The organism is Tritonibacter horizontis (assembly GCF_001518015.1).
GTDB lineage: Bacteria > Pseudomonadota > Alphaproteobacteria > Rhodobacterales > Rhodobacteraceae > Epibacterium > Epibacterium horizontis.
Window position 1 is genome coordinate 168,419 of the sequence record NZ_LPUY01000138.1, and the last position, 12,841, is coordinate 181,259.

The window sequence follows — 12,841 nt, forward strand, 5'->3', positions numbered from 1 at the left end:
TGGGTTGCGTCGATCGACCGGATCCCTCCATCAATCAGACATATGCGTTTTGCAAGACGGTCAGACGTTTTGAAACCGGGCGCGCCCGGCCCGAGCTGGACGAGGGCTTTACCCGGCTTTCATTTTTGCCCAGAAACAAAGACGGATCCGCCCTTTTCCAAGCCCAAGGTCTTTGGTCATGCCTAATTTGCTCTATGATACGCTCTTTGGTCGCCACACCAACTCCGACGCGCCCTTTCTGTTCCGGCCCGGCACGCAAGAGCTGACCTATCGACGCTTCCTCGCCCAAAGCGCGCAGTTTGCGCATGCGTTGGAGGAAGTCGGCGTCCAGAAGGGCGACAGGGTTGCCGTGCAGATACCCAAATCCGCCGAAGCGCTGGCCCTTTATGCCGCCTGCGCTGCCAAGGGGGCAATTTTTCTGCCTCTCAATACCGCCTATACCACGTCAGAAGTAACCTATTTTGTCGAGGACAGCGGCGCCACCCTGTTGGTTGTCGACCCTGAGCGGGCCGAGGCCCTGCAACCGCTGGCGCGCTCCTCAGGCGCGCAGCTGCTGACCTTGGGCGCATCGGGCGAAGGCAGCTTGCCCGCGCGCGCGGCTGACAAGCCAGAGCAATATCAACCCGTTGACCGCAGCGCCGACGATCTGGCGGCGTTTCTCTATACCTCCGGGACCACCGGGCGCTCCAAGGGCGCAATGCTGACACAGGGCAATCTATTGTCCAATGCCCAAACGCTTGTGGATCTGTGGCGGTTCAGCCGCGACGATGTCTTGCTTCATGCGCTGCCGATCTTTCACACGCACGGCCTGTTTGTGGCGACCAATGTGATGCTGCTGGCGGGCGGGGCGATGATCCTTTTGCCCGGATTTGACAGTGACGCGATGATCCGGAACCTGCCGAATGCGACCGCAATGATGGGCGTGCCAACCTTCTATACCCGGCTCCTGGACGATCCGCGATTTGATCGCGACCTGGTGGCGGGCATGCGGCTCTTTGTGTCTGGTTCTGCGCCCCTGTTGTCCGCGACCCATGAAACCTTCGAAGCGCGCACCGGTCACCGTATTCTGGAACGTTATGGCATGACCGAGACCAACATGAACACATCCAACCCCTACGACGGCGACCGCCGCGCCGGCACCGTGGGTCTTCCCCTGCCGGAGGTGGAGCTTCAAATCTGTGATCCCGACACCGGTGCCGTCCTGCCCAGCGGCGCGGTCGGCGTCATCGAAGTGCGCGGCCCCAACGTGTTCAAAGGCTATTGGAACATGCCAGAGAAGACCGCCGAAGAATTGCGCGACACGGGTTTTTTCATCACCGGTGATCTCGGCCAGTTAAGTGATGATGGTTATTTGACAATCGTGGGCCGCAGCAAGGATCTGATCATTTCTGGCGGCTACAACATCTACCCCAAAGAAGTTGAACAGGTGCTGGACAGGCTGCCCGGCGTTCTGGAAAGCGCGGTGATCGGCGCGCCGCATCCCGATTTTGGCGAGGGTGTCGTGGCCGTTCTTGTTCCCAAACCGGGCGTGGAAATTGACCTGGACGCCATCTGGGCGGGGCTGCGCGACGCGCTGGCGAAGTACAAGCAACCCAAGGTGATCGAGGTCACATCCGCGCTGCCGCGCAACACTATGGGCAAGGTGCAGAAAAACCTGCTCCGGGCGCGTTTCGACGGCGCGTTTACCGGCTGAGGTTGCCCTGAGCCTCCGGGCCTCGCCTCAGTCGTCGCCCCTGTCGTCGCCCCGCGCCATTTCCGCCTTGCCGTCCTTGCCATCAGGCGCCAGACGGCAAGGTCCAATCAGGGGCGTCAGACGACATCGACCCGCAATGCTGCAAGGGGATCACAGGTCACCTCCAGCACATCTCCGTGTTGGACCGGACCAACACCCGATGGCGTGCCGGTCAGGATGACATCGCCTGCCGCCAGCCTGTAGTAGCGCGACAGATGCGCGATCATTTCAGGGATTTTCCAGATCATCTGGTTCAGGTCACCCTGCTGTCGGATCTCACCATTCACGCGCAGCGTCAGCGCTCCGCTGGTGGGGTGCGACGCACCGCGAACCGGCGTCAGCGGCGCCACTGGCGCGGAAGATTCAAATGATTTTCCAATCTCCCACGGTCGCCCAGCCTTCTTGGCAACCGCTTGCAGGTCGCGCCGGGTCATGTCGAGCGCCAGACCATAGCCCCAGACATGATCAAGCGCGTCCGCTTCGGGGATGTCGGTTCCGCCCCGGCCCAGAGCGACCAGCATTTCCGCTTCGTGATGCACATCGGTGCTCATCACCGGATAGGGAAACCGGCCAGAGGCGTCGAGGGAGTCTGGGGATTTCTGGAAAAAGAACGGCGGTTCACGGTCAGGATCATGACCCATTTCCACTGCGTGGGCCGCATAGTTACGCCCGATGCAGTAAACCCGGCGCACCGGAAAGAGCGCCTCGCTGCCCGCGACGGGAATTGCCGCCTGCGGGGGCGGAGTGATGACGTAGTTGGACATGCAACGTTCCTTTTTTGCGTCTTGCAAGGTGATACCCGCTTCGCTCCCCCGCGCCAAGCGGAGCACGCACAACACCGCAGCATCGCGGCAAAAACGCCGAAAACATCAATTCCCCGAAATCCGAAAAATCATCCTTAGGTTGAATTTCGATCTAAAGGTTTGCCGCTCAGCCTCCGTCACCCTAAGAACCGTCGCGGATCAGATTACATCGCATTTTCTCCGCCGGTCCCCTCCGCCTCTGACCAAGGACCGACCTCTAGTGCACAAAAAATACGCGCTTCTTACGCAAAATAGGCATAATGTGATAAAATGCAGGTGCCCGTCATTTGCCTCTCGCTGTTGGCGTCCTAAGCTTTGTGTAAGGCCCGAACAGTAAAGAGGCGTCTCATGCACCAGCTCCTTGTTTTCAGTGACCTTGACGGCACTTTGCTGGACCATGATACCTACGACTATGGCCCGGCTCTGCCAGCAATCGCGCGGATCAAAGCGCTTGGCGGGCTTCTTATTCTCGCCAGCTCAAAAACCGCATCTGAAATTTCACCTATACATCAAGAACTTGACCTAGGGGATGCGCCGATGATTGTCGAAAACGGCGCCGCCTGTGTGCGTGCATCGGCCATCGGGACGCAAGATGCCGACTATCGCGCCATCCGGCAGGTCCTGCGGACTCTCGATGCGCCCTTTCGCGGGTTCGGTGACATGAGTGTCGAGGAAGTCAGCGAACAGACAGGTCTGTCCCCCGACGCAGCAGAGCGCGCCAGAGCACGGCAATTCAGTGAACCCGGTCTCTGGCACGGGGACGCGCATCAGCGGGCTGGTTTCCTCGCAGCCCTCGCCCGGCATGGCATCACTGCGCGCGAGGGCGGCCGGTTTCTGACGCTTTCGTTTGGCGCCACAAAAGCAAATCAAATGCAACGCATGCGCGAGCAGCACGCCCCCTGTTTCACCATCGCGCTTGGCGATGCCCCGAATGATACGGAAATGATCGCCTCTGCGGATCGGGGCGTCGTGGTCCGCAATGACCATAGCCCTCAAATGCCGATTTTACCGAACGAACAGCACGTACTGCGCACCGAATTACCCGGCCCTTCGGGCTGGTGCGCCGCGATGTTTCAGCTCCTCGCGGAGTGGGACGACAACGAGAAAGGAACCGCCTCGCATGGCTGATTTTCACCAGAACGGCAATATCGCCCAATTTCACAACCTGCGCAGCCGCCCGGTGGAAGAGCTTGAGTATGAACTGTCAACCTTTGCCCAGACCCGCAAGATTTCACTGATCCTGCCCTGTCTCTATTCCGAACTCGAAGGCCCTGCCCTGGGTCACATCCTCGAAGAACTGGCCAAGGTTCCCTATCTGCACCACATCGTGATCGGTCTGGACCGGGCCTCCGAAGCGGAATATCGCCACGCGCGGCAGTTCTTTTCGGTCCTGCCCCAGAGCCATCGCGTGCTTTGGAACGACAGCCCGCGCATGCTGGAACTTGGCGCGCAACTGAACAAGCAAGGGCTCGCGCCGCCCGAACCCGGCAAGGGCAAGAACGTCTGGTCCTGTATCGGCTATCTTCTGGCCAATGCGGAAAGCTCCGTCGTTGCAATACATGATTGCGACATCACCACCTATTCCAAGGAAATGCTCGCCCGGCTGGTCTACCCGGTGGCCCACCCTGCGTTTTCCTATCAGCTTTCCAAGGGGTTCTATGCCCGCATCGGCGGTGGCAAACTGAATGGGCGGGTGTCGCGACTGCTCGTTTCGCCCCTGCTGATCGCGCTCAAACGCACGATTGGAGACCGCGATTACATCGATTACCTGCGCAGCTTTCGCTATCCTTTGTCGGGGGAAATGGCCATGCGGACGCCGCTGCTGCCGGATTTGCGCATCCCGTCAGACTGGGGGCTGGAAATTGGCGTCCTGTCCGAGGCATGGCGCAATCTTGGCCGCAAGGCCGTCTGCCAGGTCGAGATCGCCGACAACTATGACCACAAGCACCAGACCCTCAGCCCCGAGGACGCCACAGCGGGTCTGAACCGGATGTCGACCGACATCTGCAAGGCGATTTTTCGCAAGCTGGCCGCCGATGGCACCGTTTTCACCCCGAATGTCTTTCGCACGCTCAAGGCGACCTATTACCGTTCCGCGCTGGATTTGCTGGAGGCCTATTCACATGATGCCATCATGAACGGGCTTGAAATGGACCGCCACGGCGAGGAAAAAATGGTCGAATTGTTTGCCAACAATATCATGACAGCCGGCCAGGTGTTTCTGGAAAACCCGCATGAATCCCCCTTCATTCCGAACTGGAACCGCATTCACTCCGCCAATCCCACCTTTCTGGGCGACCTGAAGGCCGCAGCCCTTGCGGATGATGCGGAATTCGCAACGCCCTGAGGGTTTGAACGAAGTCACAGCGGCGCCTCCCTTACCGGCGGCGCCCCCGGTTTGTGATCCAGCGACACTGATAGGGTGCAAGCGACGTTACGCCCTCGGCTTCGAACGCCTCGCCCGTCAGCAGGTCGTACCAGTCTTCGCCCTCGATCAGGTTCAACGCGGCCGGTGGCAAGTCAATCTCATCGGCGCTGACATTGTGAAGGGCAAAGATGGATTGCGACCGGTCCAACGACTGGCGCCAAAGCCCGAACACCCGATCATCCAGTTGCAATGTGAACTGCGTCGCGTTCGGATGGAACGCCGGCTGGCGTGCCCGCAAACGCAGGCGCGTGGACAAAGCCGACAGGACCTGTGCCTGCTCGGTCTCCGGATCGTCCAGCCGTGCCATCAGTTCGGGATAATCCCAACGGTGCCGATTGATCGCCCGGTTCATGCCGCGACGCTCCACTGCCTCATGGTCGTTCGGGGTCGCCAGCATCGCGTGTATATAGAAGGCCGGAATGCCTTCCAGACTCATCGGGATGGTTTGCGAACAGATAAACCGCGCGATTTTCAGATCATCTGGTCCGTCAAAGGTCCGGGACATGGCATCAAAGAAGGTACAATTCACCTCATACGGCGCCTCGCCTCCCCCCGGCAACGACCGCATCGACACGACGCCGCCGCTGTCACGAATGGTGTCGATCATCTGGTCGACCGCCTCTTGCGGCAGCACACCCTCGGCCGGCCGCATCCCGATGCCGTCATGGCTCGCGGTGAAATTGAGATAGGCGCAACCAAGCGGCGCCGGTGGCATCGCCCGGGCCCATTTCAACAGGTACGCAACCGACCCCGCCATCATCGCATGCAGGATCAGCGGCGGCAGCGGGAAGTTATAGACAACATGGGCCTCGTTGCGATTGCCGAAATAGCTCAGGTTCTCGGCCCGCGGCACATTGGTTTCCGTCAGCAACACCACCGTCTCTGTCGCGTAATCGGCCAACAGGCGCAACAGCTGCACGATCGCGTGGGTCTCCGGCAGATGGATGGAATTGGTTCCCACCTTTTTCCAGATGAAGGCAACCGCATCCAGGCGGATGATCCGCACCCCCTGGTCGATGTGCATCCGGATGATGCGCAGGATCTCCAGCAGAACCTCCGGGTTTTCAAAGTTCAGATCCACCTGGTCGTGACTGAACGTACACCAGACGTGTTTGGCGCCATTTGCGGTTTCGACCTCTTGCAGCAGCGGGGTGGTCCGCGGGCGCACCACTTCGCTTAGGTCATCCGAGGGATCGGCCTCGTAGAAAAACCGGTCAAAGGGCGGCTGCCCCTGCCGATAGGCGTTGAACCATGGGCTTTGCGACGACACGTGGTTCAGCACCATATCCGACATCAGGTGGAACGCCGCGCCGATCCGGCGAATATCCGCCCAGTCTCCCAGTTCGGGATTCACCTTGCGATAATCCGTGACCGCAAAACCGTCATCCGAGGTGAACGGGAAAAACGGCAGGATATGAACCCCGTCCACCACCCCCTTCATGTGCCGCAGCAGGAAATCATGCAGCAGGTCCAGCGGCTTGTGCGCACCGTCCACAATGGAATTGCCATACGTGATCAGCAGCGCATCCGCCTCTGACCACAATCCGTTGCCCGGCACACGCGGGCGCTTGCGCCGGTGGGTCTCCTCCGGCCAAAAGGCTTCCACGACCTTGGAGGCCAAAATTTCACTGTCCAGCTCTGGATAGATTTCGCACAAAAGCCGTGACAGGCGGGCCCCGAACGACGCGCTGCCTGATGCCATCTTGTTATTCTCCCACGTTCCGCGACGCTTTTTTCTCTTTCGCTCAGATGCTTCCGCTGCACCAAGCCATCACTTCCAGTTTAGTCCCAGCCGTCACCCGCCGTAAACCTTCGCCGCACAATCTTGCGCCACGCGACAAAAGTTTGACCAATTTGCGGGCATCCCGCAGGACTCTGGCCGCCGCAGCCCTACCATCCCTCTTGCCAACACAGGCGATCCACCACCGCAGCCCGACGCATGAAGGGCTTGATCGGCCTGATCGTTAGCGATAACGATGTCCCCGAGTGATAGCGGTATCAATAGGGTGCCGCGCCCGGAAAACCAAACCGGAGTTTTGTCCGATGACCCTGAAAATTGCGATCAATGGATTCGGCCGGATTGGCCGCAACGTGCTGCGTGCCCTTCTGGAAAACGACACCGCCGATGTCGAAGTGGTGGCGATCAACGATCTTGCAGCCCCCGCCACCCAGGTCCACCTCCTGAAATACGACAGCGTTCATGGCCGCCTTGCCGCCGATGTCGTGGTCGAAGGCGACACCATGAAGGTCGGTCGCCACGAAATCCGCCTGACGGCAATCCGCAACCCGGAGGAGCTGCCCTGGTCCGACGTCGATGTGGCCTATGAATGCACCGGCCTCTTCACCTCCCGCGAAACCGCCGCGCGGCACCTGAAGAACGGCTCGCAACGGGTTCTGGTCTCGGCCCCCGCGTCCGATGTGGACCGCACCGTGGTCTTTGGCGTCAACGATGGCGCGCTGACCGCCGAGGATGTGATCGTCTCCAACGCCTCCTGCACCACCAACTGCCTGGCCCCGGTGGCAAAGGTGCTGGACGACGCCTTTGGCATCAAGACCGGCTACATGACCACGATCCACGCCTATACCGGCGATCAACCCACCCATGACACGACCCACAAAGATCTCTACCGCGCCCGCGCCGCCGCCCTGTCGATGATCCCGACCTCCACCGGGGCCGCCCGCGCGATCTCCCTGGTGTTGCCGCATCTGAAAGGCCGCCTCGAAGGCTCCGCGATTCGCGTCCCGACCCCCAACGTCTCGGTCGTCGACCTGACCTTCGTGCCCGAAAAGACGGCCACCGTCGACGGCATCAACGCCGCGATCAAGGCCGCAGCCGCAGAGGGCCCCCTCAAAGGGATCCTTGGCTACGAAGAGGAACCGCTGGTCTCGATTGATTTCAATCACGACAAACGCTCGTCCATCTTTGCCGCACCGCAAACCGCCGTGACCTCCGAAGGTCTGGTGCGCGTTGTCAGCTGGTATGACAACGAATGGGGCTTCTCAAACCGCATGATCGACACCGGTCGCGCAATGGGCAAATTCCTCTGATCCGACGCCGGGTCAAACCAGAACATGGAAAGGGCCGGTGCAGATGCAGCGGCCCTTCATCTTTTTGAAAATACCTCGGAGCGCGAGGCAGCGCCTCGCTCCCGCCCTTCAAATCCGAAAGAACGGCTGCAACAGGCGCGGCACCAGGGATCGGAACCGCAGCGACGCATCGGTGACCGCCAGACAGATGCAGGCCGGTCCGTCCTCAGCCACCGGCTCATGCTCCAGCTCGCCGTCCGCAACCTCCACATCGCCGACGCCATATCGGCCGGTCTCATCCCGGAATGCGCCCTGCAGCACCATCGTCAGCTCCAGACCATTGTGCCCGTGATCCGGCACCCCCTGCCCGCCAGGAATATATAGCAACCGCGCGCTTCCCTCGGCGGTGTGGCTGAGGATCATCTGCCGCACACCCAGACCGAGCGGTTTCCATTTCGGCGGCAATCCCCGCAGCGCCGCCATCACCGGGGCGGGAAATATGCCCGACCGGTGATAGGTTTTCTCGGCGGCGACCGGGGCGTCCAGCCCGTCAAGCACCCGTGCGCGCAGATCTTCGGCGACAGTTTCGCTCGGGGTCTCCTCCAGCAACGTGCCGCCCAGCGCCTCATGCGCCTCAAGCTGGGCCCGACAGTCGTCACACATCGACACATGCGCAGCCACGGCCAGCGAGAATACCGACGACAGGCTGCCCGCCGCATAGGCAATCAGCAGCTCGTCCGGAATATGGTGGGTAATGGCGGTCATTTGCGATCCGTTCCCTTCAATTCATGACGCAGCTTTTCCAGCCCCAGCCGAATTCGTGATTTGATCGTGCCAAGTGGCAATCCAGTCTCCGCCTTGATCTCTGCATGGCTCAGCTCGCCAAGATAGGCCCGCTCCACCATCACGCGTTGCGCCGGTTTCAGCCTCTTTAGCGCCGCCCGCAACGCGCGTGTTTCCTGTTCCAATGCCAGGACTTGCGCGGCGTCGACATCGGTTTGCTCGACCTGGCGCAGCTCTTCCGGCACCGGGCGGCGCTCTTTGCGCACAATGTCGATCTGACGGTTGCGCGCAATCTGAAAAATCCAGGCCGCCACCTGCGCCCGCCCCGGATCAAACAGATCCGCCTTGCGCCAGACCGTCAGCATCACGTCCTGCACGATGTCCTCAGCCTGTGCCGCAGGCAGACCGGAGCGGCAAATCATGCCCTTCAGACGCGGTGCGAAATGATCGAACAGCCGACCGAAGGCCACTTTGTCCCGGTGATCTCGCACCGCCAGCATCCACATTGTCGTCTCGGCGTAATCCTTGCCCGTCACCTTGCTGCGCTCCCCGGCACGATTTGCGCCGCTGACCACCGTAGCGGTCAACGGGCCCTCCTCAAGAACAAGATCTGCTTCAGCTTCGAACATGTTGAAAATACGCCACGCCATGGCCACTGGATCAAAAAAATCTCGCGACGCGGCAGGTCGGCACATCGGGTGATCCGCCTTTTCTTTTCTCTTTTTGATCCGAACCGGCCCATTGCATCGTAAGCTTCTGAAAATGGATGGAGATTACATGTCGTTTGATGCGCTGACCTCACCCCGCCGCCGGATCGCGATCATCGGCGGCGGAATTTCCGGCCTGGCGGCGGCCTGGCTTCTGGGGTCACGCCAGGATGTGACCCTGTTTGAAGCCGCCCCGCGCTTTGGCGGTCACGCGCGCACGGTGATGGCCGGGATCCGGGGGGATCAACCGGTGGACACCGGGTTCATCGTGTTCAACTATGTCAACTACCCCCATCTGACGCGCATGTTTCAGGCACTCGACGTGCCGGTTCAGCGCAGCGATATGTCCTTTGGGGCCACGATCCAGGATGGGGCAATGGAATACGGGCTCAAGGACCTCTCTGCCCTGTTCGGTCAGCGCAGGAACCTGACCCGGCCTGCGTTCTTTGGAATGGTCCGCGACATTTTGCGGTTCAATGCCCGCGCCGAAGAGATGGCGCATGACGACAGCACCACCCTGGGCGAACTTGTCCGCGATCTGGCCCTGGGCGATTGGTTTCAGCGCTACTACCTGATGCCGATCTGCGGTGCCATCTGGTCGACCCCACCAGAGGAAATCCGCGCCTTTCCCGCCCGCGCTTTGGTCCGGTTCTTTCGCAACCACGCCTTGCTCAGCGCCTCCGGGCAGCATCAATGGTGGACGGTCAAGGGCGGCAGCATCGAATATGTCACCCGGCTCTGCGCGCATCTGCAACGGACCGGGGTTGATCTGCGCCCCGCGACCCCGGTGCGCGCGGTTGAACGCGCAGACAACAGTGTCACCCTGCGCCTGTCCGATGGTCGCGCGGAGCGGTTTGACGACGTGATCTTTGCCTGCCACTCTGATGATGCGCTGGCGCTGCTGGCCCAGCCCACCGCACAGGAGCGCGCCACGCTGGGCGTAATGCGGTATCAGGACAATCACGTCATCCTGCACCGCGACGCCGGCCAGATGCCTCGACGTCGGGCCTGCTGGTCCTCCTGGGTCTACAAGGCCGATCAGACCGACGACAGGTCGGCCGTCGGCGTCACCTATTGGATGAACAAATTGCAGAACCTGCCGGAAAGCGATCCTCTTTTTGTGTCCCTGAACCCGGTGCGGGAGGTCAATCCGCAGCTGATCTATGACGATGTCAGTTTTCGCCATCCCGTCTTTGACCGTGCCGCCGTCCGCGCGCAGGTGCAACTGGGCACGATACAGGGCCAGAACAACACCTATTTTGCCGGCGCTTACCTGCGGCATGGGTTCCACGAGGACGGCTTTGCCAGCGCGGTTCGCGTGGCCGCCGCCTATGCCGAGGCCGGCCACAACGATCAGGGCGTCGCGCGGGTGTTTGCATGACCCCTGCAAGCAACATATGGCCAGAACACCTCGCCGGATATACCACCCATGCACGGCGCGGCGGCATCCAGAATGCCTTTCGCTATGGGGTGGACTACGTCCTGATCGATCCGGCCTCTGACGCGGGGCCCACCTTGTTTTCGCGCAATGGCTGGAACCTGGCGGCGGTGCACGACAAAAACCACGGCGGCCCGCCCAAGGCCGGGCGCGGGCTGGCCTGGGCCGAGGAGGTTCTGACGAATGCCGGGCTGACCTGCGCCGGGCTGCGGATCCTGTTGCTCGCTCAACCGAGCTTTTTGGGCTATTGTTTCAACCCCGTCAGTTTCTGGCTCGCCTATGATGGCGCGACCCTGCGGGCGGTGATCGCCGAAGTGACCAATACCTTTGGCGACCGTCACAGTTATCTCTGTGCAGAGCCGGGTTTCGCGCCGATCACAGCACATTCCCGCCTGAGTGCACAAAAAATTCTGCATGTGTCCCCTTTCCAGGAGGTCGCGGGCACCTATCGGTTTATCTTTGACATAGGGACAGATCGGATCGCGATCCGAATTTCCCATGACAATGGCACCGACGGCGTGGTTGCAACGCTTGTCGGCAACCGCGCGCCGCTCAGCAATGCCCGGCTGATCACCGCAACCCTGCGCCGTCCGGCGGGGGCGTTGCGCACCGTCATCCTGATCCACTGGCAGGCGCTCAGGCTCAAACTCAAAGGGGCGCGGTATCGCAAGCGCCCGCGTCCGCCGGAACAGGAGGTCAGCTGATGCTATTCGTTACCAACCGCGTGAAACGCGATTTTCTGGACAGCTGCGCCAAGATCCGGCGCGGCAGCCTGCGCCTGATCACACCTGAAGGCGAGGTGCATGATTTTGGACAGGGCGCGCCGCAGGCGGAAATGCAGATCAACGACTGGGGCGTGGTCACCGCACTGGCCTCGCGCGGCGATATCGGCCTGGGCGAAGCCTATGTGGCCGGCCTCTGGGACACCCCCTCGATCGAGGCGGTCACGCAGGTCGCGCTCCTCAATCTGGACTACCTTGAGGCCTTTGCCTATCCAAGCCCGCTTGCGACGCTGAAATTCCGCCTTGTGGACCGCCTGCTGCGGGCCAATTCCCGCTCCGGCGCCAGCCGCAACATCAAGGCGCATTACGATGTCGGCAACGAATTCTACCAACTCTGGCTGGATGACAGCATGACCTATTCCTCCGCCCTGTTCGCACCGGGCGACAGCCATCTGGAGGATGCACAGCATCGCAAATATGATCGGATCCTGGACCGCTCCGGCGGGGCCGAAAACATATTGGAGGTCGGCTGCGGCTGGGGGGGCTTTGCGGAACGCGCCGCCGCGCAGGGGCGCCACGTCACAGGCATCACCATTTCACCCAGCCAATATGGTTTTGCAGATGCCCGTCTGGACGGGCGCGCGGATATCCAGCTGCGTGACTACCGCGACACCAAGGGCAAATTCGATGGGATCGTTTCGATAGAGATGATCGAAGCCGTCGGCGAGCGGTATTGGCCGCAGTATTTCCAGATGCTGAAGGACCGCCTGTCGGACAGCGGCCGTGCGGTGGTGCAGGCCATTACCGTGCCCGATGCCTATTTCGACATCTATCGCAAAGGCTCCGACTATATCCGGCAATACACCTTTCCCGGTGGTATGCTGCTGTCGGATGCGATGATCTCGCACCATGCAGAGCGGGCCGGATTGAAGGTGACAGACAACTTCGGCTTTGGGCTGGACTATGCCCGAACCTGCCGCATGTGGTCTGAACGCCTGTCAGATGCCTCGGACAAGGTGCTGCGGCTTGGCTACGATCAGTCCTTTCTGCGCAATTGGCAGTTCTACCTGCAGATCTGCGCCGCGTCCTTTGAAACCCGGCAGACCGATGTCGTGCAGGTGGAGCTGGCCCATGCGCCCTGACACATCAGATCCCGCACCACGCTGCTTACAGCTCCCCACGTCCCATCGCTCCGCCCCGC

General features: G+C 61.1%; 11 protein-coding genes. 7 read left to right on the forward strand and 4 right to left on the reverse strand.

The genetic code is table 11. From position 1 onward, the window contains the following. Positions 1–178: 178 nt before the first annotated feature. Complete coding sequence (locus TRIHO_RS22715; protein ID WP_068249046.1) at positions 179–1,693, forward strand: malonate--CoA ligase; 1,515 nt, start codon at positions 179–181, stop codon at positions 1,691–1,693. Positions 1,694–1,809: 116 nt separating this feature from the next. On the opposite strand, the gene TRIHO_RS22720 is transcribed toward TRIHO_RS22715, so the two are convergent. Continuing rightward, complete coding sequence (locus tag TRIHO_RS22720; protein ID WP_068249048.1) at positions 1,810–2,496, reverse strand: fumarylacetoacetate hydrolase family protein; 687 nt, start codon at positions 2,494–2,496, stop codon at positions 1,810–1,812. 387 nt (positions 2,497–2,883) lie between these two features. Here TRIHO_RS22720 and TRIHO_RS22725 point away from each other — a divergent pair, with 387 nt between their 5' ends. After that, entirely contained in the window at positions 2,884–3,663 is a 780-nt protein-coding gene (locus tag TRIHO_RS22725) for an HAD-IIB family hydrolase (protein WP_068249050.1), read from the forward strand. After that, positions 3,656–4,882 (forward strand): glycosyltransferase family protein, encoded by a 1,227-nt coding sequence (locus TRIHO_RS22730; RefSeq protein WP_068249052.1) that lies wholly within the window; start codon positions 3,656–3,658, stop codon positions 4,880–4,882. Before TRIHO_RS22725 ends, TRIHO_RS22730 begins: the two co-directional genes overlap by 8 nt. Before the next feature lie 31 nt (positions 4,883–4,913). Here the strand turns inward: TRIHO_RS22730 and TRIHO_RS22735 are convergent, their stop codons facing one another. Further along, the gene (locus tag TRIHO_RS22735; RefSeq protein ID WP_068249054.1) at positions 4,914–6,665 is read right to left on the reverse strand and encodes a sugar phosphorylase; all 1,752 of its coding nucleotides are present in this window, start codon (positions 6,663–6,665) and stop codon (positions 4,914–4,916) included. 341 nt (positions 6,666–7,006) lie between these two features. Between TRIHO_RS22735 and gap the strand changes: the two genes are divergently transcribed. Then, positions 7,007–8,011, forward strand: a complete 1,005-nt coding sequence (gene gap / locus TRIHO_RS22740; protein ID WP_068249055.1) for a type I glyceraldehyde-3-phosphate dehydrogenase — start codon at positions 7,007–7,009, stop codon at positions 8,009–8,011. 108 nt (positions 8,012–8,119) lie between these two features. Here gap and TRIHO_RS22745 read toward each other — a convergent pair whose 3' ends face one another. Both TRIHO_RS22745 and TRIHO_RS22750 read right to left on the reverse strand, forming a co-directional pair. Next, positions 8,120–8,755, reverse strand: a complete 636-nt coding sequence (locus TRIHO_RS22745; protein WP_068249056.1) for a ChrR family anti-sigma-E factor — start codon at positions 8,753–8,755, stop codon at positions 8,120–8,122. Beyond that, a complete protein-coding gene (locus tag TRIHO_RS22750; protein WP_232367869.1) occupies positions 8,752–9,279 on the reverse strand; it encodes a sigma-70 family RNA polymerase sigma factor in 528 nt (175 codons plus the stop codon). Before TRIHO_RS22750 ends, TRIHO_RS22745 begins: the two co-directional genes overlap by 4 nt. A gap of 271 nt (positions 9,280–9,550) precedes the next feature. On the opposite strand from TRIHO_RS22750, the gene TRIHO_RS22755 reads away from it, so the two are divergent. From TRIHO_RS22755 to TRIHO_RS22765, 3 genes are read left to right on the forward strand one after another with little or no spacing between them, the layout of a single operon-like run. Further along, entirely contained in the window at positions 9,551–10,861 is a 1,311-nt protein-coding gene (locus TRIHO_RS22755; protein WP_068249058.1) for an NAD(P)/FAD-dependent oxidoreductase, read from the forward strand. Next, the gene (locus TRIHO_RS22760; protein WP_068249059.1) at positions 10,858–11,622 is read left to right on the forward strand and encodes a DUF1365 domain-containing protein; all 765 of its coding nucleotides are present in this window, start codon (positions 10,858–10,860) and stop codon (positions 11,620–11,622) included. The genes TRIHO_RS22755 and TRIHO_RS22760 overlap by 4 nt, the downstream gene beginning before the upstream one ends. After that, positions 11,622–12,782: an SAM-dependent methyltransferase gene (locus TRIHO_RS22765; protein WP_068249060.1), complete on the forward strand. Its 1,161-nt coding sequence runs from the start codon at positions 11,622–11,624 to the stop codon at positions 12,780–12,782. The genes TRIHO_RS22760 and TRIHO_RS22765 overlap by 1 nt, the downstream gene beginning before the upstream one ends. Positions 12,783–12,841 lie beyond the last annotated feature (59 nt).

Coding starts and splice junctions, on each gene's coding strand:
- gap (WP_068249055.1), top strand. CDS start 7,007: ATGACCCTGAAAATTGCGATCAATGGATTCGGCCGGATTGGCCGCAAC.
- TRIHO_RS22715 (WP_068249046.1), top strand. CDS start 179: ATGCCTAATTTGCTCTATGATACGCTCTTTGGTCGCCACACCAACTCC.
- TRIHO_RS22765 (WP_068249060.1), top strand. CDS start 11,622: ATGCTATTCGTTACCAACCGCGTGAAACGCGATTTTCTGGACAGCTGC.
- TRIHO_RS22750 (WP_232367869.1), bottom strand. CDS start 9,279: ATGTGGATGCTGGCGGTGCGAGATCACCGGGACAAAGTGGCCTTCGGT.
- TRIHO_RS22730 (WP_068249052.1), top strand. CDS start 3,656: ATGGCTGATTTTCACCAGAACGGCAATATCGCCCAATTTCACAACCTG.
- TRIHO_RS22735 (WP_068249054.1), bottom strand. CDS start 6,665: ATGGCATCAGGCAGCGCGTCGTTCGGGGCCCGCCTGTCACGGCTTTTG.
- TRIHO_RS22725 (WP_068249050.1), top strand. CDS start 2,884: ATGCACCAGCTCCTTGTTTTCAGTGACCTTGACGGCACTTTGCTGGAC.
- TRIHO_RS22745 (WP_068249056.1), bottom strand. CDS start 8,755: ATGACCGCCATTACCCACCATATTCCGGACGAGCTGCTGATTGCCTAT.
- TRIHO_RS22720 (WP_068249048.1), bottom strand. CDS start 2,496: ATGTCCAACTACGTCATCACTCCGCCCCCGCAGGCGGCAATTCCCGTC.
- TRIHO_RS22755 (WP_068249058.1), top strand. CDS start 9,551: ATGTCGTTTGATGCGCTGACCTCACCCCGCCGCCGGATCGCGATCATC.
- TRIHO_RS22760 (WP_068249059.1), top strand. CDS start 10,858: ATGACCCCTGCAAGCAACATATGGCCAGAACACCTCGCCGGATATACC.